20 protein-coding genes are annotated in these 22,558 nt (G+C 53.8%); 9 read left to right on the top strand and 11 right to left on the bottom strand.

The window, feature by feature from the left end; translation table 11 throughout:
• From FBY13_RS10140 to FBY13_RS10130, 3 genes are all read right to left on the bottom strand, one after another.
• Positions 1–230: transposase (locus tag FBY13_RS10140; protein WP_145394075.1), on the bottom strand; the 230-nt coding region annotated here is incomplete at its 3' end.
• A 375-nt stretch (positions 231–605) separates the two neighbouring features.
• Positions 606–1,484, bottom strand: a complete 879-nt coding sequence (locus tag FBY13_RS10135; protein WP_145394074.1) for a DMT family transporter — start codon at positions 1,482–1,484, stop codon at positions 606–608.
• 482 nt (positions 1,485–1,966) lie between these two features.
• Complete coding sequence (locus FBY13_RS10130; RefSeq protein ID WP_145394073.1) at positions 1,967–2,986, bottom strand: alpha/beta hydrolase; 1,020 nt, start codon at positions 2,984–2,986, stop codon at positions 1,967–1,969.
• A 362-nt stretch (positions 2,987–3,348) separates the two neighbouring features.
• On the opposite strand from FBY13_RS10130, the gene FBY13_RS10125 reads away from it, so the two are divergent.
• Complete coding sequence (locus FBY13_RS10125; protein ID WP_145394072.1) at positions 3,349–5,319, top strand: lipopolysaccharide assembly protein LapB; 1,971 nt, start codon at positions 3,349–3,351, stop codon at positions 5,317–5,319.
• A gap of 446 nt (positions 5,320–5,765) precedes the next feature.
• Complete coding sequence (locus FBY13_RS10115; protein ID WP_096012825.1) at positions 5,766–6,539, top strand: DUF3750 domain-containing protein; 774 nt, start codon at positions 5,766–5,768, stop codon at positions 6,537–6,539.
• Positions 6,540–6,656: 117 nt separating this feature from the next.
• Here FBY13_RS10115 and FBY13_RS10110 read toward each other — a convergent pair whose 3' ends face one another.
• Entirely contained in the window at positions 6,657–6,836 is a 180-nt protein-coding gene (locus tag FBY13_RS10110) for a hypothetical protein (RefSeq protein WP_063880551.1), read from the bottom strand.
• 189 nt (positions 6,837–7,025) lie between these two features.
• On the opposite strand from FBY13_RS10110, the gene FBY13_RS23720 reads away from it, so the two are divergent.
• A complete protein-coding gene (locus tag FBY13_RS23720; RefSeq protein ID WP_082875218.1) occupies positions 7,026–7,289 on the top strand; it encodes a hypothetical protein in 264 nt (87 codons plus the stop codon).
• A gap of 1 nt (position 7,290) precedes the next feature.
• Positions 7,291–7,794, top strand: coding sequence for an AlpA family transcriptional regulator (locus FBY13_RS10100; RefSeq protein WP_145394070.1), 504 nt, complete (start codon positions 7,291–7,293; stop codon positions 7,792–7,794).
• Here FBY13_RS10100 and mgtE read toward each other — a convergent pair whose 3' ends face one another.
• The 5 genes from mgtE to ppk1 form a co-directional block, all read right to left on the bottom strand.
• A complete protein-coding gene (gene mgtE / locus FBY13_RS10095) occupies positions 7,795–9,228 on the bottom strand; it encodes a magnesium transporter (protein WP_063880549.1) in 1,434 nt (477 codons plus the stop codon). It abuts the gene before it with no gap.
• 124 nt (positions 9,229–9,352) lie between these two features.
• Entirely contained in the window at positions 9,353–9,538 is a 186-nt protein-coding gene (locus FBY13_RS23715) for a YfgG family protein (protein WP_063880548.1), read from the bottom strand.
• 98 nt (positions 9,539–9,636) lie between these two features.
• On the bottom strand, positions 9,637–10,275 hold the full coding sequence (gene tehB, locus FBY13_RS10085; RefSeq protein ID WP_172896757.1) for a tellurite resistance methyltransferase TehB: 639 nt from the start codon (positions 10,273–10,275) through the stop codon (positions 9,637–9,639).
• 2 nt (positions 10,276–10,277) lie between these two features.
• A complete protein-coding gene (gene ppx, locus FBY13_RS10080; protein ID WP_063880547.1) occupies positions 10,278–11,801 on the bottom strand; it encodes an exopolyphosphatase in 1,524 nt (507 codons plus the stop codon).
• 5 nt (positions 11,802–11,806) lie between these two features.
• Positions 11,807–13,867 (bottom strand): polyphosphate kinase 1, encoded by a 2,061-nt coding sequence (ppk1, locus tag FBY13_RS10075; RefSeq protein ID WP_063880546.1) that lies wholly within the window; start codon positions 13,865–13,867, stop codon positions 11,807–11,809.
• Positions 13,868–14,021: 154 nt separating this feature from the next.
• On the opposite strand from ppk1, the gene FBY13_RS10070 reads away from it, so the two are divergent.
• Genes FBY13_RS10070 through pstB form a run of 3 tightly spaced genes read left to right on the top strand, consistent with a single transcriptional unit; the run spans position 14,022 to position 18,529 of the window.
• Positions 14,022–16,118, top strand: coding sequence for an ABC transporter permease subunit (locus FBY13_RS10070; protein WP_145394069.1), 2,097 nt, complete (start codon positions 14,022–14,024; stop codon positions 16,116–16,118).
• Complete coding sequence (gene pstA, locus FBY13_RS10065) at positions 16,115–17,749, top strand: phosphate ABC transporter permease PstA (RefSeq protein WP_145394068.1); 1,635 nt, start codon at positions 16,115–16,117, stop codon at positions 17,747–17,749. Before FBY13_RS10070 ends, pstA begins: the two co-directional genes overlap by 4 nt.
• A gap of 6 nt (positions 17,750–17,755) precedes the next feature.
• Positions 17,756–18,529: a phosphate ABC transporter ATP-binding protein PstB gene (gene pstB, locus FBY13_RS10060; protein WP_063880543.1), complete on the top strand. Its 774-nt coding sequence runs from the start codon at positions 17,756–17,758 to the stop codon at positions 18,527–18,529.
• Positions 18,530–18,558: 29 nt separating this feature from the next.
• Here the strand turns inward: pstB and purN are convergent, their stop codons facing one another.
• Together purN and purM are read right to left on the bottom strand one after the other, a co-directional pair.
• Positions 18,559–19,197: a phosphoribosylglycinamide formyltransferase gene (gene purN / locus FBY13_RS10055; RefSeq protein ID WP_145394067.1), complete on the bottom strand. Its 639-nt coding sequence runs from the start codon at positions 19,195–19,197 to the stop codon at positions 18,559–18,561.
• Positions 19,194–20,234 (bottom strand): phosphoribosylformylglycinamidine cyclo-ligase, encoded by a 1,041-nt coding sequence (gene purM, locus FBY13_RS10050; protein WP_096012831.1) that lies wholly within the window; start codon positions 20,232–20,234, stop codon positions 19,194–19,196. Before purM ends, purN begins: the two co-directional genes overlap by 4 nt.
• 229 nt (positions 20,235–20,463) lie before the next feature.
• On the opposite strand from purM, the gene upp reads away from it, so the two are divergent.
• Entirely contained in the window at positions 20,464–21,090 is a 627-nt protein-coding gene (gene upp / locus FBY13_RS10045; protein WP_013026702.1) for a uracil phosphoribosyltransferase, read from the top strand.
• Between the two features lie 159 nt (positions 21,091–21,249).
• A complete protein-coding gene (uraA, locus tag FBY13_RS10040) occupies positions 21,250–22,545 on the top strand; it encodes a uracil permease (protein WP_096012832.1) in 1,296 nt (431 codons plus the stop codon).
• The last annotated feature ends 13 nt before the right edge of the window (positions 22,546–22,558 follow it).

Below are 22,558 nucleotides of genomic sequence, written 5' to 3'. Positions count from 1 at the left end.
TCCTTATCCAGCATGGCTTCGGCAGGCAGTTTCCTGAGTCTGGCGTTCTCTTCCTCAGGCGACATAAGGTGCTTAACCTCGGGCACCTCCATGCCGCCATACTTCTTGCGCCAGGTGTAAAAGGTGGCGTTGGAAATGGCGTGCTTACGGCAGAGTTCACGGGCAGAAACCCCGGCTTCAGCCTCGCGGAGAATACTGATGATCTGTTCGTCGGAAAAACGCTTCTTCATGGGGATGTCCTCATGTGACTTATGAAGACATTACTAACATCGCGGTGTATTAATCAACGGGGAGCAGGTCAAGAGAGCTTAATTCGATTTCTTGAATTTCTGGGTATGGTATTTCTCATGGTGTTTAGATTTTTCCTTGTATTAACCCATTGATTTATTATTTTTTAATTTTCAATTGATGATTGAGTGGGAGTAATCCCGCGTCCGGCTTAGCCGACAGTAAGCAGTATAAAAACGAAGCCCGCGTTATGCGGGCTTTTTGCATTTTAGATCCCGCATTGTCTGGCCGATAGTCGCTTCGCCGGAACGGCGAGGGATATCACGGAATTTCGCCTGCAAAATGGGTTCGCTTCAGCGCACGGCGCTGAAGCGAACTCAGGATCTACGCCAGGCGGCAGGCAGGAGACGTACGACGCGAAGCTCGGTGACGACAATCCCCACCAGGATTAACGCCGCCCCTGCAAGTCTTTCCGGCGGCAGACGATCGCCCGCGAGAAAATAACCAAAAATCCCACTAAACACAGGTTCGCAAATCAGTATCAGGGCGACCTTTTCCGGTGCCAGAACAGCCTGGGCACGATTCTGAATGGCGTACGCCAGGGCTGTTGCGAACAGGGCCAGTGACAGGATTGTTAATGCTGTCGGCAGCGAGTGAGGTACAGCAAACTGGTCACGGGCGACGCTCCATAACAAAGAAAGCACGCCAACGATGCCCAGTTGTATCGATGTTGATGCCAGGGAAATGTCAGGCGTTGTGAAAGTCGACACGATGACGATGTGTACGGCGAAGCACACCGCACAACCCAGAATAAGTAAGTCACCGTAGTGCACCCTGAACCCGTCAAGGCTGAGCAAGCCAAGCCCAAACACGGCAATGGCGGTTCCTGCTGCCTGTTTAGCACTGGGGCGTCCTTTGCCGATGAGATAGATACACAACGGCGTGAAAACGGTGCACAAGCCTGTGATGAACCCGGCATTGGAGGGCGTTGTGTAAGCTGTGCCGGATGTTTGCAGGGAGAACGCAGCAAATAGCACGATGCCTGCCAATACCGCACGCGCCCAGTCACGTGGCTTCAGGTGGCGAAAAGAACGGATCGAAAAGGGGAGAAGCGCAAAAGCCGCCAGGGTAAACATCCACGCGTTCAGGGTGGATGCGGCCATGACGCCCAGCGTGTCGTGCTTCGCAACGAAGCTCCAGCCCCACACCGCCGTGACGGCTAAAAGCGCGATTGACCAAAGGATGCGATATGACATAGTTGTCCCTTCGGCAGGCATTTATACCGAATGCCTGGCCCAGAATTGTATGTCAGCGGTACCCAAAGCGGCTTACGATAATTCAGTAAAAAGGTCCTGGCAATCCTTAACGCTGTTCCTGTGGCGGCTATCCGAAATCTCAACTGTTGATGACGCGAAGTAGCGGGATAGAAGGAATCAGTACAAGGTGCCAGCAACCGAGATTCGATTCTGTGGCTGGCGGTGGTCGGGATGAGCAATGAGCAGACGTTGATAACATTGCTGCGCGCTACAAGCCTGCTTAACGGCGGGTTTTTCCTTTCACTGGTCTCAGGCCGTTTTTCTGTGAAGGCATAGATACTTGCGTGGCTGGGAGAAGGGTGATCACGCCCTGATGCATGTCAGCATTTAAGCCAGAAAAAATCAGCCGGTGCTATCCGGCTGATTTTATTTACCGCATGTCTGCACGAACAAAAGAATACGAATCCGCTGTCGGGCGATGTTTACTTAAGGTGTTCCTTCAGCTCCGCTGACGCCTGGCCAATCGCCGTGCGCACGGTTGGCTCTTTACTCAAGGCATTCAGCAAACCAAAGTCGTGAATCATGCCGTTATAGCGGGTAACCGTCACCGGTACACCGGCGGCATCCAGCTTACGACCAAAGGCTTCACCTTCATCGCGCAGCACGTCGAGTTCGGCAGTCTGAATCAGCGTTGGCGGTAAACCTGCCAGTTGTGCCTCAGTGGCACGCAGCGGAGAAGCCAGAATGTTATTCCGATCTTTATCTGACGTGGTGTAGTTATCCCAGAACCACTTCATCATGTTTCGGGTCAGGAAATAGCCGTTGGCGAATTGCTGATAAGAAGCATCATCAAAGCGGGCATCGGTAACGGGCCACAGCATCACATCGTAACGAATCGCCGGGGTTTTATGTTGTTTGGCCTGCAGCGCGACGGCGGCCACCATGTTGCCTCCCACGCTGTTACCGACCAGCGCCAGGCGCTTACCGTCAACGCCAATTTCCGCGCCGTGTTCGGCTACCCATTTTGTCGCTTCATAAGCCTGGGTAATCGCGACCGGATAATGGGCTTCCGGTGATGGCTCGTAGTTCACAAATACCGCCGCAGCGCCGGATTCGTTCACAAGGTCTCGCACCAGACGTTCGTGCGTCGGGAAGTCACCCAGCACCCAGCCGCCACCGTGGAAAAACATGAATACCGGGAGCACACCGCTGGCGTGTTCGGGTTTAACAATCGTCAGTTTGAGTGGTTTGCCCAATGCTGTGATGGTTTTTTCAGAAATCTGTGCGGGCGGCAGCGCGGCGCCTTGCTGCGCGCCTGTCAGCACTGCGCGTGCTTCTTTCGGCGTTAAGGTTTCGATGGGCTTGCCGCCGCCGCTGTTAAGGGCTTTAAGAAAGGCGGCGACACCAACGGTAGGTTCAGGCGCATTCTCCACAGGGCTGGCCCATGCTGATGTGATCTGGCTGGCTAACAATAAAGCACCTGCGGTGAGTTTCACGTTCATTTTGATTTCCTTGTGTTTGCGATTAAGTAGTGCGCTATTTAGTTTGGCTAAGATGGCAGGATTTTATCGTGTTGTAAACTATTAAATAGTGCACTACTTAATTTTTTCTCTCTGATGCGATAAGAATGTGAATGACGAAAGGCAAAGGGAAGAGGCGCGGCATCGCTATTGGACGGCATTTTTTAACGATTTGCCCGTTGCTTAATCAATTTCGTGCCAGCTGTTTTTTTGAGCGCTACACTCATATCTGAGCCGCTACGCTGTCAGTCGGTAAAACCGCCTCAGGGCGCGAACACAGGCGACATGATGAAGGCTGGCAATCAGGCTGTCTGATGTCTCACTACTCAAGGATTGAATTAACCATGTTTAAGCGTCTTCTCTCTTCTCTGCGCAATAAAAACCAACCCGCCGATACCGCACCAGACGAGCCCGCTCAAGAACGGGAGATGATTGTTGCTTACGATGCTCATGGACAGGAAATGTACATTGCACGCAATGAATGGCGTGAGAAGGTCTTTCTGCCGGATCTGGAAAAGAAGTGGGATGATGCGGACGCGCTGTACACCGCGATTCTGATGGGGTTGAAAGACGCCTTTGCTTCCGATCTGGTTGCGGCAGCGGAGCGCCTGGTGGACATTGACAGCAATCCCGAGCGAAGTCATACCCTTCACGGCATCGTACTGATGAAAACCGGCCAGCTGGATGCGGCAGAACAAACCCTGCGCCAGGGAATCGATAAATCAGGCGCGACAGGGACCTTACTCACCAATCTGGCAAAAGTCTTTTCCGAGCGCGGTGAGGATAAACAGGCAGATGACACGCTCTGGCAGGCCATTCAAACGGACCCCAACCTCGACAATGGCTTACTCTGGTGGGCGAGCATCCAGCGCGAGCGGGGTGGTGATGAGGCCTATATCGAGGGCTTACGCAGCATTGCCGCGATGCCGGGAAGCTGGCGGGCACAGCTCTGGATGGCCCGTTTTTATCTGGAGCATAACGAAACCGACAAGGCTCGCGGACTTTATGACGAGGTACTGTCGGGTGGACGGTACGATTCTGACGCGCTGTATACGATCTCTGGCGACCTGGGGCGAAATGGCGAGATTCCTCTTCTGATTTCGCTGGTTGCGCCTCATTACGATGTTCAAAAGCACGATCCTATGGCCGGTATAAATTTATTGCAGGCTTATCTTGAGCAGGACCAGACGGAGCAGGGGCTCAAGCTTCTTAACCAGCTGTATGCACTCAATTTTGCCCCGATCAAGCAGCATCTTGATTATTACAGACAAGCGTTTGAAGAGAAACGTCGCCAAACGGAACCCGTTCAGCAGGTGGCGCCTGATGATGTGAAAATCACAACGTTATCCGTCACGCAGCCCATTTGGCATTACGGCTTATGCAAAGCCGACTGGCTGTTTAACCAAAAACCCGAAGAGACAGCGAAGATCGGTTTCTTTGCGTTATCAAAAATATCTGATGGATTAGCAGCCCAGGGCATACAGCGTGAAGACGAGCTTGGCCGCCTGTCGCGCGCGATTCCGCTCTATCTGGCTGAAGCCGTACATTACTGGAGTGATTATGCGGCGTGCACCTATTTTCTGATGGCGGAGGGCCATGGTCCTGTTCTCACTGGCCAACCGATGGTGGGTGAGGATATTTATGAGATCCTGCCTCCTGACATGAAGTATGTGGTTACGGGGGAAATTGGCTGCACTGGCGAGGGCGAACAGCGTCGTTGGCAGATTGCGTTGTCGCTGTGGAACTGTACCACGCGCAGTAAACAGTTGACTGAAACTGAAGAGGCAACGGATGCCGGGTTAGGCAACGTGATGCAGGAGCTGGAGCGAAAATTACTGATGCAGGCCGGCCTGAAGCGCGAACATCCACTGGATGCCTTTTATCAACGTCCTCCGGCTGACGCGTTGCCTGTCTATCTGACCGGGCTGGGGCAATCGTTAATGCTGACGTTGCTGGCTAACCAACAGGTTCCGTATTCGGAGGTCTGGAATGAGCGCGCTATGTTGGACTTGCCGCTGAATATTTCCCTTCGCTGGCCATCCCTGACTGCCGCTAAAATCATGTATCTTTCCGGGTTGGGCAAAGCCTTCGATTATCACTCCGAGGCACTGCCGGGCTACCAAACATCCAGTCTGGAATGGCTGAGAACGGAGAGCAGTCAACACAGCGTGATCGAAGGACTCGCGCCGCTGATGTGGAAAATATTTGGCATCGAAGGTGAGATAAACTCACGCAGCCAACCTGTCGCACCGGAGGCGCAGCAGCGCTATGAAGCGTGGTTGCAGCGTGTAGCGGAAAAGGCGATAACAGGCTAGTTTTCAGACGGCGGGTTCAAGATAACCTATGCTGTTGTTGAAATCGCCAGGCATGAAATGCACCTGGAATCTGTTATCCGCCTCGTGCGTGGGTGAAGTGCAGGCTTCGCGTGCCTTCGGGATTGGATCTGACGCCTTCCGTACTGACCGCAAAGCAAAGGACAGCCCAGACCGGTTGCCCGCTGAATGCGGGCGGCGAGTATCCCTGTTTACTTCCTGAGCCTGGGCGGGTTTCAGGCTGGCTGATTCTGCGTATAGCCCGCCTCTGAGCATGCTGGTGGTGACAGCCATCACGGCATTTTAACGTTACGTGATGGCGGGCTTTGAGTCAGCAGCCACTAACCAGCGGGAGTGAATATTGCGATGACATCGCAGCATAGTTAGTGAATACAAACCCTATATTTCATTGCAAAATCATCCCTTATCTTTTACCTGCAGGAACCGCGATGCTGCCTCTGAAAATCTTCAGTCTCTGTTTTCTCACCGTGATTTTGCTGTCGCTTGCGGCCAGCCTGGCGCAAGCCACTCATGGTAACAACGCTACCGGCCAGGGTGGCTGGGCGACGGCTCGCCGGGATTCGGCTGGCGTTGCGCCCGATCCTCATGCTCATGCCAGTCAGGCTATTGTTCAGGTCTATGCCGCACCGACATACGGCTGGAAAGGCGCAATCGCAGTGCATCCGTGGATTATCTTTAAACGTGCAGGTGAAACCCGCTATACACGTTACGAAGTGATTAGCTGGGGCAGTGGCGATAAAGTCAGGCGCAATTCATCCCTGCCTGATGGCTACTGGTACGGAGCAAAACCGCGGCTGCTGGTTGAGCATCGCGGCCCCGATGCGCAAAAAATGATCCCGCAAATTGAAGCCGCCATAAAATCCTATCCCTGGCCTACCACCTATCATGCCTGGCCTGGACCCAACAGTAATACCTTTATGGCGCACATCGGTCGTAACGTGCCCGCCTTGCAGCTTGACTTGCCCGCCAACGCACTGGGAAAAGACTACCGGCCATTATGGCGTCCGGTGGGGTTACCGCCTTCAGGTCGTGGGGTTCAGGTGTCGATACTCGGCGTAGCAGGCATCACCTTAGGGGCGGAAGAGGGGATTGAATTCAATCTTTTGGGGTTAAGCGCGGGAATAGGCTTTTCCCCGTTTCGGTTGCGGCTGCCCTTTATCGGTGGTTTAGGCAGCAATAACCTGCAGGAAAATAAAATCTGACGGCCGAATAGCCCGGAATAGGGCAATCAGAAAAGGTTACCCGGAAGCCAGGCTCCCGGGTAACCGAACGGCCGGTTGCCTTAACCGTTGCGGTCGGTGTGAGTCACGTCACCCCTTTTAACAGACGCCAAAATCGCCCTCTTCATGGTAGAGATTGACGCTTTCTGCGTTAACTTCAATTTCCTTTTTGCTGGCATCGTCCACGCGAGCGCACCACAGTGTTTCACCATCGGCACGCAGTACGACCATTTTGGGTCCGCCCGTTTTCGCTTGTACCAGGTCATCAGTTTTAAACATATTTCCTCCGTTGTTATCTTCGATTGTCGTCCATCACGTCAGGCTGACACTTTTTTGCGTAATCCTTTCCATTTTAGTCGCAACCTGTTTTACCTGCCGCCAGACAGCCCGCATGCTGCCCCTGTACCGCACGAATGACACTTTAGTTGTCAGTTGACAGCCCTCTAAAAACAAGGAATGATAGGCGCCATGGTGGACAGAAAGCGACATCCCAGCAAAGAGATTGAAGCCGCCTTATGTTACGCAGAATCACAGGGGTGGCTCGTGGTGGCTACGGGTCATCACGCATGGGGCAAAATGTACTGTCCGGCAAATCTGGCGACGTGCCGCTGTGGGGAATACTGTCTGACCTGTATCTGGCGCACGCCAAAAAATGCCCATAACCATGCCAGAGCGCTGCGGCGCGTGGTAGATAACTGTACCGTTACTGATACGTTAAAAAGAGGGAATTAATATGACGGAATATCATTTCATCTTGCGGTTTGAATTGCCTGAATCAGCGGTGTCCATTGATGCGTTACTGGAAAAACTGGCGGAGGCAGGATGCGATGATGCATTGGTCGGTGCCGGTGTGGCAGGCAAGCTGGCGCTGGAATTTACGCGCCACGCCGACTCGGCGAGCCACGCACTCAGCAGTGCGATAGCAGATGTGCAGTCTGCTATTCCTGGCGCATTGATGGTTGAAGCCGCGCCTGATTTTGTCGGCTTAACCGATGTTGCAGACCTGATTGGCGTATCACGTCAGAACATGCGCAAACTGATGCTGACGCACAGCAAACAGTTTCCGTTACCGGTACACGATGGCAAAACGGCTATCTGGCATTTAGCTGATGTGCTGGAGTGGCTGGGGCAGCGCAATCACTACCAGCTGCCCGCGGTCACCTGCGAACTGGCACAGGTGACACGTCGACTGAATGTCATGGGATCGCTGCAGCGCTACGGTTATCAAAACCAGTAATCAATGCGGTATCAGGAAGATCGTCGCCAGGCCCAGGAAAATAAAAAAACCACCGGTATCGGTGATGGCGGTAATTAATACACTGGAGCCCACGGCGGGATCGCGTTTCATTTTGGTCATGACCAGCGGCACCATCACACCCATTATGGCTGCCAGCAGAAGATTCAGCACCATGGCCAGCATCATCACGCCGCCCAGCGCCATGTTGTCGTACATAAGCCAGGTGATACCGCCCATAATCGCGCCCCAGAACAGGCCGTTGATCAAGGCTACGCCGAGTTCGCGCATAAACAGGAACGAGAAGTTGCCCGGTTCAACCTGATGCAGCGCAAGGGCGCGAACAATCATCGTGATGGTCTGATTGCCGGTATTACCGCCAATACCGGCAATAATCGGCATTAACGTGGCAAGGGCGACAATTTGCGAGATAGTGTTTTCAAATAAGCCAATGACGCGGGATGCAACAAACGCCGTACATAAATTGATCGCCAGCCAGGCCCAGCGATTACGCACAGATTTACGCACCGGGGCGAAAACATCCTCTTCCTGGCTAATCCCGCCCATTTTACGGATATTGCTTTCGTTCTCTTTGTTGACCAGGTCGACAACGTCTTCAATGGTAATACGGCCAATAAGTTTACCCTGCGCATCGGTCACCGCCGCTGAGATCAGGTTATAACGTTCAAAGGCACTGGCCGCGTCTTCGGCTTTGTCGTCGAGCTGAAAGGTGGTGGGATGCGAATTCATCACGTCGCTCACCATAGTCTTAGGTTTGTTCAGCAGGATATCGGTTAGCAGTAGCTCGCCCAGCAGCTGATTGTTTTCATTGGTGATGAAGATTTTGTCTGTGCCATCCGGCATGCTTTTGCCTTTACGCAAAAAGCGCTGCACAGTGGCTAATGTGACGTCCTCGCGTACCGTGAGGATATTAAAGTCCATGACCCGACCCACGCGATCACGGTCAAACTGCATCACGCTCAGGATGCGGGCGCGCAGGTTCGGCTCCAGAGAGGTCAGCAGGCGTCCTGTAAGGTCGCGCGGCAGATAACGCACCAGCCAGGCCTGATCGTCAATATCCAGCGGTTCCATCGCCTGCAGGATGGCGCGATCGCTCATCTCTTCAGTCAGGCTGTCCCAGACGGTTTCTGAGGCTTCAACCAGTACGCGGCCGCGTTTTTCACCCGGAACCAGGCTCCAGAGCGCCAGTCGGGCTTCTTCAGGCAAGGCTTCAAGAATATCGGCAAGGTCAGCGGCGTGAAGCTGGCTGATGTCTTGCTGGAGTATTTCCCGATGTATCACATTTTCACGTTGCTGCTCAGGGGAGAGATGACTGGCTTTATCCAGTAATTCATCCACAAGGTCGTGCTCATTGAGCAGCAGCGTCAGAATACGATGACGAATTTCACTTAAACGTTGAGAGTGTGAGGCAGACACATTGCATCCCTTTAGTCTGAAAGCACCTGCACGAAGTGTAGCGTTTTGACTGGAAAAGGGATGTAAAAAATGGCGCAAGCAGCGGGATTGCGCGTCGTTTAATCAGGTTAATGACACCTTTCGATTAACGACTGTCAGAAAGCGTCGTGATCACCGGCGGTGATTCAGTTTGTTTTTGCTGGTGATGCTCGAAGGCCGCAGGCAGGATAAAAACGAGGCGACTAAACAGAATGATAAAACTGATCAGTAAAACAATCCGCGTCATGCTGACGCTTTTTTTACGTCTTCGTGGAGAAAGGGCGCTGTTCACGCAGGGTAATTCCTGTAATAACCCAAACCGGGCGACAGCAATATTTAGTCACAGTCGCCCAGTGAAATCAACCGTTGTTTAAAAAAAACACAACTGTGTTAATAACTGGCTTTCTGCGCCAACAGCGTGGCAAAGCGGCAGTTAATCCGGTTGCCGTTTTCATCTTTGCGATGTAGCTGTCCCCAGTTTTCGTTGTACTTCACAATATGCCAGTTGCGGTAGTAATGACTTAACTCACCCGATTTAAAGGCAAACGGGAAGTCAGACGGGCAGGGCGCGTCCTCGGTATTCATGGCCGCAACAATCAGGTTAAAGCCGTTTTTCACCGTACAGGCCTGCATATCGGCAATAAGCTGCGGGATCGTTCCCGGTTGTAAAAACATCATTACCACCGTGGAGAGCACCACTTGGTAGGCTCCATTAAAACGCACCTGGTTCAGATCCTGTTGGGCCGTATGAATGCCGGTCAGGCCTTCGGTGGCAATAATGTGATTCAGGCGATCCAGGCTGGCGGGATTATGGTCCCAGGCCGTGACTTCAAAACCATGTTGATTCAGGAACAGCGTGTTACGCCCGCTTCCGCATCCCAGATCAAGCGCTTTTCCGGGCGTCAACTGAGGTAAGGCTTCGACCACTTCAGAATGGGTCGGTGTTAAGCCGTAGGTCTCGGCAAAATAATTATCGGTTCGTAATGTCATCGTCGTCGGTTCAGTGATGCGGGCAGTCAATGCCCGCATTATCAGGCTTCTGCGAGAATCAGTTTCCAGCCGGTTACTTCATCCCAGTAGGTTTGCTCACGCTCAAGATCGAGTTGCACTAGGTTATTCTGATTGAAATAGCCTGCCGGGAAGGTGAGCGTCCAGTGACCGTCATCGCAGGTCAGTTTTAACGAATCCGGGCGCGTCGTGGCCTGGCGCTGGTTGTTCAGTAAGGTGCCCAGACGAAGCAGAAAGATCAGGGGTAAAAACTGCTTCTTCTTGAACAGCGTCACGCGTGGCAGCTCATCCACCTTCACCGCTTTACGGTGAAATCTGACCAGCGCCGCCAACAGCATTTGCTGATCCTGATTGAAGCCCGGCAGGTTAGTGTTCTGCAAAATATAGGCAGAATGGCGCTGTAAACCACTGTGGTTAATGGTCAGCCCGACCTCATGCAACATGGCTGCCCATTTCAACAGCGCAGCCAACTGGGGATTCGCCAGTTTGGGATTTTGATCGCGCCACTGCAGATAAAGCTGTTCAGTCGTTTCCAGTACGCGCCGGGCCTGATCGCTGTCGATGGCATAGTGATTAGCCAGGCTCTGGGCTGTACGGCTGCGAATATCCTGATGACGGAAACGGCCTTCCATTTCATACAGCACGCCTTCCCGTAGTGCGCCATCACTCAGCGTCAGCTCACGGATGGCGAGTGCATCAAACACGCCACAGAGAATGGCTAAGCCGGGAACAAATACGCTTTTACGCTCTTCAGACAGACCCGGCAAACTCAGCGCCGCAAAGGATTTGTGCTTAATGACTTCATCGTAAAGCATGGTCAGGCGCTCGGGCGTAATCAGCTTCTCCTTCTCGCCCATGGCCAGCAGCACTTCGCAGGCCGCTTTGATGGTGCCCGATGCGCCCAGCGCATACTGCCAGCCGTGCAGACGATACTGCCACGCCAGCGTTTCCAGCTTTTGAGTGGCGGCCAGGCGAGCGCGACGAAAGTTCTCTACGCTGATTTCACCGCCAGGGAAATAAAGCTGGGCAAAACTGACGCAGCCCATACGACGGCTTTCCACCAGTTGCGGCTCAAAATCCTCGCCGATAACCAACTCCGTTGACCCGCCGCCGATGTCGATCACCAGCTTGCGGCCTTTTTCTGGCTGAGTATGCTCGACGCCCATAAAAATCAGGCGAGCTTCTTCGTGGCCGGAAATCACCTCAATCGGATAGGGAATGACCTCTGCTGCACGCTGCAAAAAGGTTTCGGCGTTCACCGCCTGGCGTAACGTATGGGTGCCCACAATCGTCACGTTGCTGGCGTTAAAGCCCTGCAGGCGTTCAGCAAACAGCGCCAGGCAGTTCAGCCCGCGTTCCATTGCCTCTTCGCTCAGGTAATTTTTGGCATCCAGACCATCGGCCAGATGTACCCGTTGCTTCAGACGCCCCAGAACCTGCAAAGCACCATCCACCACGCGGGCAATTACCATGTGGAAACTATTGGAACCAAGGTCAATTGCCGCAAACTCTTGAGGTTTCGGCGTACTTTTTTGGGAGATTGGCATAGGCGTTATTCAGGTTGTTCCAGCTTCTTAATGTAATCGTAAATGGCCATCTGCGACCGCACTTTACGACGATTGCCGCGCTGAACGTACTGGTTAGTCAGCTCTTTATCGACAACCCGGGCTTTAACGGTGTCGCTGAGCTGAATAGCAATAATGTCCAGAATGCGCTGCTTTATTTGTGGATCAAGGATCGCTACGGCAACTTCGATGCGATAATCAATGTTACGCGTCATCCAGTCAGCGGATGAAAGAAACACTTTCTTATCACCACCGTTTTCAAAAATATAAACACGGTCGTGTTCCAGGAAGCGGTCAACGATACTGATTACACGAATATTTTCACTGATCCCGGGCAAGTCTGGAATCAATGAGCACATTCCGCGCACCAGTAAATTAACATTTACGCCCACGCTGGATGCGGTATAAAGCCTGTCTACCAGCCCTTTGTCCACCAGGTTGTTAATTTTCAGCGTAATCCCACTGGGGCGTTTTTGCTGGGCATTGGCTATCTCGTTATCGATCAAATCATACAGCATCCGACGTGAGTTTTGCGGAGAAACCATTAAATGGTCAAAGGTCACCGGACGGTAAGGGTTTTCGATAAAGTTGAACACCCGGCGCACTTCATTGGTGATACGAGCATCGGCGGTTAACAGGGAATAGTCCGTGTAGAGCCTTGCCGTTTTTTCGTTGAAGTTACCGGTGCCAATGTGGGCGTAGCGCACGATCTCTTCGCCTTCACGTCGGGAAATTAAAAACAGTTTGGCGTGAATCTTCAGGCCGGGTGCCGAGAAAATAACGTGTACACCGGCTTCAGTCAGACGTTTCGCCCAGTAAATATTGGCTTCTTCATCAAAGCGGGCCTGAAGTTCTACCACAACCGTGACTTTCTTCCCGTTATAGGCGGCATGAATCATCGCATCCATGATGCGGGAATGCTTGGCGACGCGGTAAATATTGATTTTAATCGCCAGCACGCTCGGGTCGAATGACGCCTGACGTAACAATTCCAGCACATGCTCGAAGGTGTGATACGGATAGTAAAGCAGCACGTCGCGATTACGGATGGCATCAAAACCGTTGCGGAAACCATCAAAGCCAATATGACGGATTTGCGGCATCGGCCGGTTAATCAGGTTGTTTTTCCCGACATTAGGGAAGCCGATAAAATCTTTAAAGTTGTGGTAACGGCCGCCCGCCAGGACGGAGTCATAATTTGAAATCGACAGTTTGTCGCACAGCAGCGCCACCATCGAGTCCGGCATGTCACGCTGGTAAACAAACCGCACAGGTTCAGCCGTCAGGCGTTGTTTCAGACTGGAGGACATCAGTTCCAGCAGGCTGGATTCCATTTCCGTTACCAGATCGTACTCTGCGTCACGCGTCATTTTCATCGAATAAGCGTTGAGCGTGTCGTAGTCATAAAACCCCTTGAAGATATCATCCAGGCAATAGCGCAGGATGTTATCTAACAGGATCATCGGCTTACGGCGACGTGGCGGTTCAGCTGGCAGATTAATAAAGCGCGGCACCTTGTCGGAGGGGATCTCCAGCAGGGCGTACTGAATATCCTGACCGCGAATAATTTCAACGGCCAGGTACGTGTAATCGTCTTTAAGAAACTCGGTCAGGTCGGTTTCATGGGTAATCAGAATCGGTGTGATGTGCTGACGCAGTTCATGCTTGAAATAGTGGCGTAGCCAGCTTTGCTGATTGGGGGAAAGCTGACGCTCGTTAATCAGGAAGATTTGATTGCGCGCCATCTCCAGCAGCAGGTCGTTATACAGGGCATCAAATTCCTGATCTGATTTCAGGACGCGCTGTTGAATCTTCTTTAATAAATGACGTGGCGTACTGGCAGAGCCTTGCTCTTCGCCAATCAGGATACGTCGTTTCAAATCGGCAAAACGTACCTTGTAAAATTCGTCGAGGTTGTTCGAGTAAATACCTAAGAAACGCATACGTTCAATCAGCGGATTACTTTTATCTGCCGCTTCCTGCAAAACACGTTCGTTAAAGCACAACCAGCTCATTTCTTTTTCGATATAAAGCTTTACCTGACCCATTCTCACTCCGTATGACGGTTGCAGGACTGACGACGATACAGTATCCAACTGCATTATGGCGAGAGTATGGCAAGGTTGTCCAACGGCAAAAGTTGTCTTATCAACCAGCTACGGGCAACATAGCGACTCATTTCCGCCGGATAATCAGGGCCGCATGAGCGTAAACCATATTCCTGTGCAGTTTAGCGATCGCCGACGACGTGCGATTGACCGCTTTACGCGGCGCCTCGTCACGTCTTGCGGGGTGGCTATTCTGCTACTGATGATGCTGCTGTTCTTCTGGTTGCTTTGGGTGGTCCTGCCGCTGTTCAGCGCGCCGGGCGTGCAAAGCATCAGCAGCCAACGACTGTGGGACTCGGCCCCGGCCCTGGCGATTGGCAACCAGGGAACCCTGGGCTGGCGCATCAGCAGTGATGGTAAGGCGCGATTTATTCCGCTGAATGGCCAACCGGCGGCACCGGCTTTAGCACTGTCATCCGTTCCACAGCAAATCGTGACCAGCGCAGACGACAGGACATTACTGCTTAATGCCCAGGGCAACTTAACGCTGCTGCAACCGGTGATAAGCCAGGGCGAGGGCGAGTGGCATTTTCCGCTAGGTGATAACGTGTTTCGGCTGCCGCAGGGTGGCATAAAAAAGATGGCGCTCGCCACAATAACCCCGAAACAGTGGCGCATTGCCGCCTCAGGTGACGCAGGATTAAGCATACTGACGCTGGGCACTAACCAGCAGGCATCGCTGATTACGCTGCCAGCCCAGCAGCCCCAACATCTGTTACTGTCGCCAAAAGGTGACCTGCTGTATACCACCGAAGGTCACCTGCTGCGGGTCTGGCAAATTGATGACGGGCGAGCATGGCTGCGCGAAACGCAGACGCTGCCTCAGGTGCCTCAGCAGCTGAAGTTACTGGCTGGAGGGCAAACCCTGCTGATCCAGGATGACAGCGGCATTACCCAGTGGTTTTCCATCGCAGGTGAGCACGGTCTGCGCTTACACCCTGTGCGTACTTTTGAACACAGCGCCGGACAGGCCACGATCATCAGCGAGCCACAGCGACGGGTTTTCGCCACTTTTGATCACGCCGGCATGTTGAAAGTCTTTGCCAGTAAACAGAATGGGCCGATCCTGCAACGCCAGTTGGCCCCCGGCATTCTTCAGGCGCAATTCTCACCGCATGGCGACAGCCTGTTGCTGGAACGGCAGTCAGGCTGGGAAACGCTGAAGCTGACGAATGCCTGGCCGGATGTGACCTGGCGTAATTTCTGGCAAAAAATCTGGTATGAAAACTACCCTAAACCCGACTGGGTCTGGCAATCCACGAATGCTGGCGACAGCTATCAGGCAAAATTCAGCTTAATTCCCATGGTTGTGGGCACACTGAAAGCGGCCAGCATGGCACTGTTGTTTGCGACACCACTGGCGCTGGCGGCTGCCATGTATACTGCGTGGTTTATGGCGCCGGGCTTGCGCCGTTGGGTTAAGCCCGCGATTGAGATGATGGGCGCACTGCCCAGCGTGGTGATCGGACTGATAGCCGGATTATGGTTAGCGCCCCATGTGGGTCAGGCGTTAATTGGCGTGCTGTTGCTGCCCGTCACACTTGCCGGTAGCCTGCTCGGGTGCGGCGTAGTGAGCCATCGTCTGCCTGAACGCTGGCGGCAGCCGGGGCGCGAGGTGCTGTTATTACTGCCTGTGCTGCTTGTTGTCACTCTGCTAACGTTGTGGCTGCCGACGCTGATCGTACCGGATGCCGGCGACTGGCTACCGCATTACGAGCAACGTAACCTGCTGGTGGCAGCGCTGGCGATGGGGTTTGCGCTGGTGCCCTTAATTTTTACCCTGGCAGAGGATGCGCTGTTTAGCGTACCGGCCTCGCTGGGACAAGGTTCACTGGCGTTGGGTGCCACACCCTGGCAAACCCTGACGCGCGTGGTGCTGCCGGGTGCCTCGGCGGGCATCTTTGCCGCCCTGATGATTGGCTTTGGCAGGGCGGTCGGCGAAACCATGATTTTACTCATGGCGACCGGTAACACGCCGCAAAGTGAAGGCGGCTTGTTCAGCGGCCTGCGTACGCTTTCCGCCAATATCGCGATTGAGATGCCCGAAGCCGCAGTGGGCAGCGCCCATTATCGGATTCTGTTCTTAAGTGCGCTATTGCTGCTGATTTTTACGATGATCATTAATACCTTTGCAGAACTCATCCGCCAGCGCCTGCGCCTGCGCTTCAGTCAGTATAAGGAGCAGGCATGAAGGTGATGCGACAAAACGACCGCTGGCGCTGGTTAACGGCCGGGGCCGTGACGGTGTGTCTGCTGGCGTTTACCTTACTGATTGGGTTGCTGGGATGGCAGGGGCTACGGACGTTTTGGCCCCACAGAGTAGAGCTCTATACGTTTACGCAGCCCGACGGCAGTCAAACCCGCCTGCTGGGTGAAACCCTTGAGCGGCAGTCGAAGTATCCGGCACCCGCTGAAGGGACAGACGGCCAGCGAGCCTTTCTGCACCGCTACCTGATCAAGACCGGCAACCGCGACTGGGCCGCGCCCGATTTTCGTATTGCGCTCAGCAAAGCCGCACCGGCGGTCAGTCAGCCGGACGATATCATGGTGTTACAGCGCCGCAGCCACGGCAATGCTTACGGCTGGCTTGTCGGCTTGCGCGAAGACAATGAGGCGCTGACGGCAAAGAACATCCATGCGCTACTGCAGCAGCGACTCGAACAGGTACAGCTCACTGTGCGCCAGGCCAGCGAGATCCGTCGTATTGATATGGCCCAGCTGAATCAACAACTGGATCAGTTAGACGATCAGGCTGAACAGCAGCGCGAGGAAAAGCAGTTCGATTTACAGGCGCAGTCAGAATACGACGCCAACCAGGCAGCCCTGGAACGCCGGCTTATCCAGCTCAATGAAAGACTCAACAACCTGCAAGAAGAAAGCGAGCGTGACGTGTTGATTCTGCGTGACGTTAATGGCATTGAGCACAGTATCCCACTGTCGCAGATTGTGGCCGCCTGGCAGCCCAACGCCATGACGCTAACAGAAAAAACAGGGCACTTCTTACAGCAGTTGTGGCGCTTTGTCAGCGATTCACCTGCCGAAGGCGAAAGCGATTTTGGCGTTTTCCCCGCGCTGTTCGGCACGGTGCTGATGGTGCTGCTGATGTCGGTGGTGGTCATGCCGCTGGGGGTCATCGCGGCAGTCTGGCTGCATGAATATGCCGGACGTAATGCGTTGACTCGGCTGGTGCGCATCGCGGTGGTGAATCTGGCGGGCGTGCCCTCTATTGTCTATGGTGTGTTTGGTCTGGGCTTTTTTGTCTGGCTGGTGGGCGGAACGGTCGATCGGCTGTTTTACAGCAGCGCACTGCCGAATCCCACGTTCGGTACGCCGGGCTTACTTTGGGCATCGCTGACGCTGGCCTTGCTGACCCTGCCGGTGGTGATTGTGGCAACGGAAGAGGGGTTATCACGTATTCCGGATAGCCTGAGGCAGGGATCGCTGGCGCTCGGGGCGACCCAGGCCGAAACCTTGTGGAATGTGGTGTTACCGATGGCGGTTCCGGCCATGTTAACCGGGCTGATTCTGGCGGTGGCCCGCGCGGCGGGAGAAACCGCCCCCCTGATGTTGGTTGGCGTGGTAAAAATGGTACCGGAATTGCCCGTTGATGCCGTCTTCCCCTATCTGCACCTTGACAGGAAATTCATGCATCTGGGCTTTCAGATTTATGATTTAGCCTTTCAAAGCCCTAATACAGAGGCCGACCGTCCGTTGGTTTTTGCCACGGCGCTGCTGCTGGTGTTAATTATTCTGTTGCTGAACCTGTTAGCCATGGGCCTGCGTCACCGTCTGCGTGAACGCTATCGCCTGATGACTCAATAACTGACGATGACTACAATGCCCGAAACTGATATTGCGCTAACCGTTGATCATCTTTCACTTTGGTACGGTGAGCGCCAGGTGCTTCATGATATCTCCCTGCAACTGCCTAAAAACCGGATTACCGCATTAATCGGTCCCTCCGGCTGTGGCAAATCAACGCTGCTGCGGTGTTTTAACCGCATGAATGATGTGATCGACAATTGTCGTGTCGACGGGGACATTTTGCTTGAGCAGCAGTCGATTATGCGGCCCACTCAGGATCGTTCCGCGCTACGCCGCCGTGTTGGGATGGTGTTCCAGCGGCCCAATCCTTTTCCGAAGTCGGTTTACGAAAACGTGGTTTATGGGCTGCGCTTACAGGGCGTGCGCGATAAGCGGGTGCTGAACGAGGCCTGTGAACGAGCACTGCGGGCGGCGGCGTTATGGGGGGAAGTGAAAGATCAACTGGCACAGAATGCCCTGACGCTCTCCACCGGTCAGCAGCAAAGGTTAGTGATTGCGCGTGCTATCGCGATTGAGCCGGACGTGCTGTTGCTGGATGAGCCGACATCCGCCCTGGACCCGATTTCAACGCTGGTGATTGAGGAACTGATGAGCACCCTGAAACAGCACTTCACGTTGGTGCTGGTCACCCACAATATGCAGCAGGCTTCACGGGTGTCGGACTACACCGCCTTTATGCACAATGGCGCGTTGGTCGAATTTGATGACACCGACCGCATTTTCACTGCGCCGAAGGTGCGGCGAACGGAAGATTATATTACCGGGCGGTATGGCTGACAGGTGCAGGGAGCCAGGCTCCCTATGAGTTACTCGTGTGCATAACCCTGAGGGGGCAATGGTTTACCATCCAGCCAGGCCTTACCATCATGCATAGCCAGGCGGCCTTCAACAAACCAGCTAATCACCAGTGGATAAATGGCATGTTCCTGATGTTGTACGCGCTCGGTAATGTCCGCTTCACTGTCTTCCGCAAAAACCGGCACCTTTGCCTGTAGAATCACCGGCCCACCGTCCAGCTCATCCGTCACGAAATGCACAGAGGTGCCGTGTTCAGCATCGCCGTTTTCCAGCGCCTGGCGGTGAGTATGCAGACCGGGATATTTGGGCAGAAGCGACGGGTGAATATTCAGCAGGCGGTCAGCGTAATGCGCCACAAAAGCATGGCTTAAAATGCGCATATAACCGGCCAGCACGACGACGTCCGGGGCATAAGCATCGATCTCATGCATAAGCTGCCGATCAAAATGTTCACGATCGCTGAAATCACGGGGATTCAGCGCGGTCGCCGGAATCCCGGCGAGCGAGGCGCGCACTAAGCCGTAGGCGGAAGCGTTATTACTGAATACGGCAGCGACGCTGCCGTGAATACGCCCGTTTGCACAGGCGTCAAGGATGGACTGAAGATTGCTTCCGTTGCCGGAAATCAGCACAACCAGCTTTTTCATGACGTGATGACCACACGCTCTTCCGCTTCTGATGCGTTAATCACGCCAATTTTCCAGGCATTTTCACCAGCGGCGCGCATCAGTTCAACGGCGTTATCCGCATCGGCAGGGCTCAGTGCAATCACCATACCGACGCCACAGTTGAACGTGCGATACATTTCATGACGGCTGACATTACCGGCCTGCTGCATCCAGCTAAACACGGCGGGCCACTGCCAGCTGTTCTCGTCAATCACGGCCTGGGTGTTATCGGGCAGCACGCGTGGGATATTTTCCCAGAAACCGCCACCGGTAAGGTGAGCGATAGCGTGAACATCGACCTGTTCGATTAGGCTCAGGATGTTCTTAACGTAGATACGGGTTGGCTCAAGCAGATGATCGGCAAGCGGTTTGCCTTCCAGCTGTTCCACCAGCGGATCGGTACCACTGACTTCCAGAATTTTGCGCACCAGTGAATAACCATTGGAGTGCGGGCCGCTGGAACCTAATGCGATCAGGACATCGCCATCCTGCACTTTGCTGCCATCAATGATGTCTGACTTCTCAACCACGCCCACGCAAAAGCCAGCCACGTCGTAGTCTTCGCCATGATACATGCCTGGCATTTCAGCGGTTTCACCGCCCACCAGTGCACAGCCTGACTGCAGGCAACCCTCGGCGATACCGGTGATAACGGCGGAAGCGGTATCCACATCCAGTTTGCCGGTGGCGTAATAATCCAGGAAGAAGAGCGGTTCAGCGCCTTGTACCACCAGGTCGTTGACACACATCGCCACCAGGTCAATGCCGATGGCATCGTGGCGCTTGAGATCCATCGCCAGACGCAGTTTGGTACCTACGCCGTCGGTGCCGGAGACCAGCACGGGTTCACGGTATTTTTGCGGCAGCGCACAAAGCGCACCGAAACCGCCCAGTCCACCCATTACTTCCGGGCGACGCGTCTTTTTCACTACGCCTTTAATACGGTCAACCAGAGCGTTACCAGCATCAATATCAACACCGGCGTCTTTGTAACTGAGAGAGGTCTTATCGGTCACTGCGAGGTCCCCACGCGAGTTGCGGTTGGTGGTTTAATATAAAGCGCGGCAATTCTACCAGCGCAGGCAAACGTTTGCGAGTCTCAGATTGCGTCCCTGGCGATTTTCATTAATCCTTACTTTGTCCTGACAAAATGCATTTGATTGCGCAAGCACATGTGGCGCAGGGGCGAAAAGGCGGTATAATCCGGCGATTTTTTTTAGCTCAACTCACTCCGGGAGAACAACAATGAAGATCGTGGAAGTTAAACACCCGCTGGTCAAACATAAACTGGGACTGATGCGTGAGCATGATATCAGTACAAAGCGTTTCCGCGAGCTGGCCTCTGAAGTTGGCAGTCTGCTGACCTATGAAGCCACCGCCGACCTGGAAACCGAAAAGGTGACAATTGAGGGCTGGAATGGCCCGGTTCAGGTTGATCAAATCAAAGGTAAAAAAATCACCGTGGTGCCTATTCTGCGTGCCGGTCTGGGCATGATGGAAGGGGTGCTTGAACACGTTCCCAGCGCGCGCATCAGCGTCGTGGGCGTTTACCGTGACGAAGAAACCCTGGAGCCAGTACCTTATTTCCAGAAGCTGGTTTCAAATATTGAAGAGCGCCTGGCATTAGTGGTTGACCCGATGCTGGCCACAGGCGGCTCGATGATCGCCACGATCGATCTGTTAAAGAAAGCGGGCTGTAGCAGCATAAAAGTGCTGGTGCTGGTCGCTGCGCCTGAAGGCATTGCCGCGCTGGAAAAAGCGCATCCGGATGTTGAGCTTTACACCGCTTCTGTGGATCAGGGACTCAACGACAAAGGCTATATCATCCCGGGTCTGGGTGATGCTGGCGATAAAATCTTCGGCACCAAGTAATGACGAAAATGCGCGGCTCCACGCATCACGGTGTTTTCAGCCTGCAGCAGCAGGCCGGGCCGCTTTTTTCTGTCGTAACAGACCATCAAATGAATTAGCCGACCACAGAGTCGGCTTTTTTTTATCTAAAAACAGACGATTAACTCAAGGGGACTTTTAATGACTCGTCGCGCTATCGGCGTTAGCGAACGGCCGCCATTACTGCAAACCATTCCGCTCAGCCTGCAACATCTGTTTGCCATGTTTGGCGCTACGGTATTAGTACCGATTCTGTTCCACATCAATCCGGCGACGGTATTGCTGTTTAACGGTATTGGCACCTTGTTGTATCTGTTTATTTGTAAAGGAAAAATCCCGGCTTATCTGGGATCGAGCTTTGCTTTTATTTCGCCCGTCTTGCTGCTGCTGCCGCTGGGCTATGAAGTGGCGCTGGGCGGTTTTATTATGTGTGGTGTGTTGTTCTGCCTGGTTGCGCTGATCGTTAAAAAAGCCGGGACAGGCTGGCTGGATGTGATGTTCCCGCCTGCGGCGATGGGCGCCATCGTGGCCGTCATTGGTCTGGAACTGGCTGGCGTAGCCGCGAATATGGCCGGACTGCTTCCTGCCGAAGGCCAGTCGCCGGACGGCACAACCGTCTTGATTTCCGTCGTCACCCTGGCCGTCACCGTGTTTGGTTCGGTCTTGTTCCGTGGTTTTATGGCCATCATTCCGATTCTGATCGGTGTGCTGGTGGGTTACGCGCTTTCCGCATTCATGGGCATCGTGGACTGGAGCGGCGTTGAACATGCGCCCTGGTTTGCCTTACCAACCTTTTATACGCCGCGCTTTGAGTGGATTGCCATGCTGACCATTCTGCCTGCTGCTCTGGTGGTCATCGCCGAGCATGTAGGCCACCTGGTGGTCACGGCGAATATCGTGAAAAGAGATCTGGTGCGCGATCCCGGATTGCATCGTTCGATGTTCGCCAACGGCTTATCGACGGTCATTTCAGGTTTCTTTGGATCAACGCCCAACACAACCTACGGCGAAAACATCGGCGTGATGGCGATTACCCGCGTTTACAGTACCTGGGTGATTGGCGGCGCGGCCATTTTCGCTATTTTACTTTCCTGCGTGGGCAAACTGGCGGCCGCGATTCAGGCGATTCCGGTGCCCGTTATGGGCGGCGTGTCCTTGCTGCTGTATGGGGTTATCGGTGCGTCCGGTATTCGCGTATTGATTGAATCTAAAGTGGATTACAACAAGGCGCAAAACCTGATCCTGACCTCGGTTATCCTGATTATTGGCGTTAGCGGGGCGAAAGTGCATATCGGTGCTGCCGAGCTAAAAGGCATGGCGCTGGCAACACTCGTCGGCGTTGCGCTGTCCTTAATCTTTCGGGTGATTTCCGTACTGCGTCCGGAAGAAGTGATTCTGGATGCAGAAGATAACCCCGAGTCGTCATCGCGCAGCTAGACGTCAATACGCG

The organism is Pantoea sp. SJZ147 (genome assembly GCF_007828605.1).
Classification (GTDB): Bacteria; Pseudomonadota; Gammaproteobacteria; order Enterobacterales; family Enterobacteriaceae; genus Pantoea; species Pantoea allii.
Note: the sequence above shows the minus strand (reverse complement) of the source record. Positions and strands in the feature narration are given on the sequence as shown.

Bases quoted from the DNA above. Each gene is read 5' to 3' on its own strand.
- FBY13_RS10135 (WP_145394074.1), bottom strand. From the start codon at position 1,484: ATGTCATATCGCATCCTTTGGTCAATCGCGCTTTTAGCCGTCACGGCG.
- FBY13_RS10130 (WP_145394073.1), bottom strand. From the start codon at position 2,986: ATGAACGTGAAACTCACCGCAGGTGCTTTATTGTTAGCCAGCCAGATC.
- FBY13_RS10125 (WP_145394072.1), top strand. From the start codon at position 3,349: ATGTTTAAGCGTCTTCTCTCTTCTCTGCGCAATAAAAACCAACCCGCC.
- FBY13_RS10115 (WP_096012825.1), top strand. From the start codon at position 5,766: ATGCTGCCTCTGAAAATCTTCAGTCTCTGTTTTCTCACCGTGATTTTG.
- FBY13_RS10110 (WP_063880551.1), bottom strand. From the start codon at position 6,836: ATGTTTAAAACTGATGACCTGGTACAAGCGAAAACGGGCGGACCCAAA.
- FBY13_RS23720 (WP_082875218.1), top strand. From the start codon at position 7,026: ATGGTGGACAGAAAGCGACATCCCAGCAAAGAGATTGAAGCCGCCTTA.
- FBY13_RS10100 (WP_145394070.1), top strand. From the start codon at position 7,291: ATGACGGAATATCATTTCATCTTGCGGTTTGAATTGCCTGAATCAGCG.
- tehB (WP_172896757.1), bottom strand. From the start codon at position 10,275: ATGCGGGCATTGACTGCCCGCATCACTGAACCGACGACGATGACATTA.
- ppx (WP_063880547.1), bottom strand. From the start codon at position 11,801: ATGCCAATCTCCCAAAAAAGTACGCCGAAACCTCAAGAGTTTGCGGCA.
- ppk1 (WP_063880546.1), bottom strand. From the start codon at position 13,867: ATGGGTCAGGTAAAGCTTTATATCGAAAAAGAAATGAGCTGGTTGTGC.
- FBY13_RS10070 (WP_145394069.1), top strand. From the start codon at position 14,022: ATGAGCGTAAACCATATTCCTGTGCAGTTTAGCGATCGCCGACGACGT.
- pstA (WP_145394068.1), top strand. From the start codon at position 16,115: ATGAAGGTGATGCGACAAAACGACCGCTGGCGCTGGTTAACGGCCGGG.
- pstB (WP_063880543.1), top strand. From the start codon at position 17,756: ATGACTACAATGCCCGAAACTGATATTGCGCTAACCGTTGATCATCTT.
- purN (WP_145394067.1), bottom strand. From the start codon at position 19,197: ATGAAAAAGCTGGTTGTGCTGATTTCCGGCAACGGAAGCAATCTTCAG.
- upp (WP_013026702.1), top strand. From the start codon at position 20,464: ATGAAGATCGTGGAAGTTAAACACCCGCTGGTCAAACATAAACTGGGA.
- uraA (WP_096012832.1), top strand. From the start codon at position 21,250: ATGACTCGTCGCGCTATCGGCGTTAGCGAACGGCCGCCATTACTGCAA.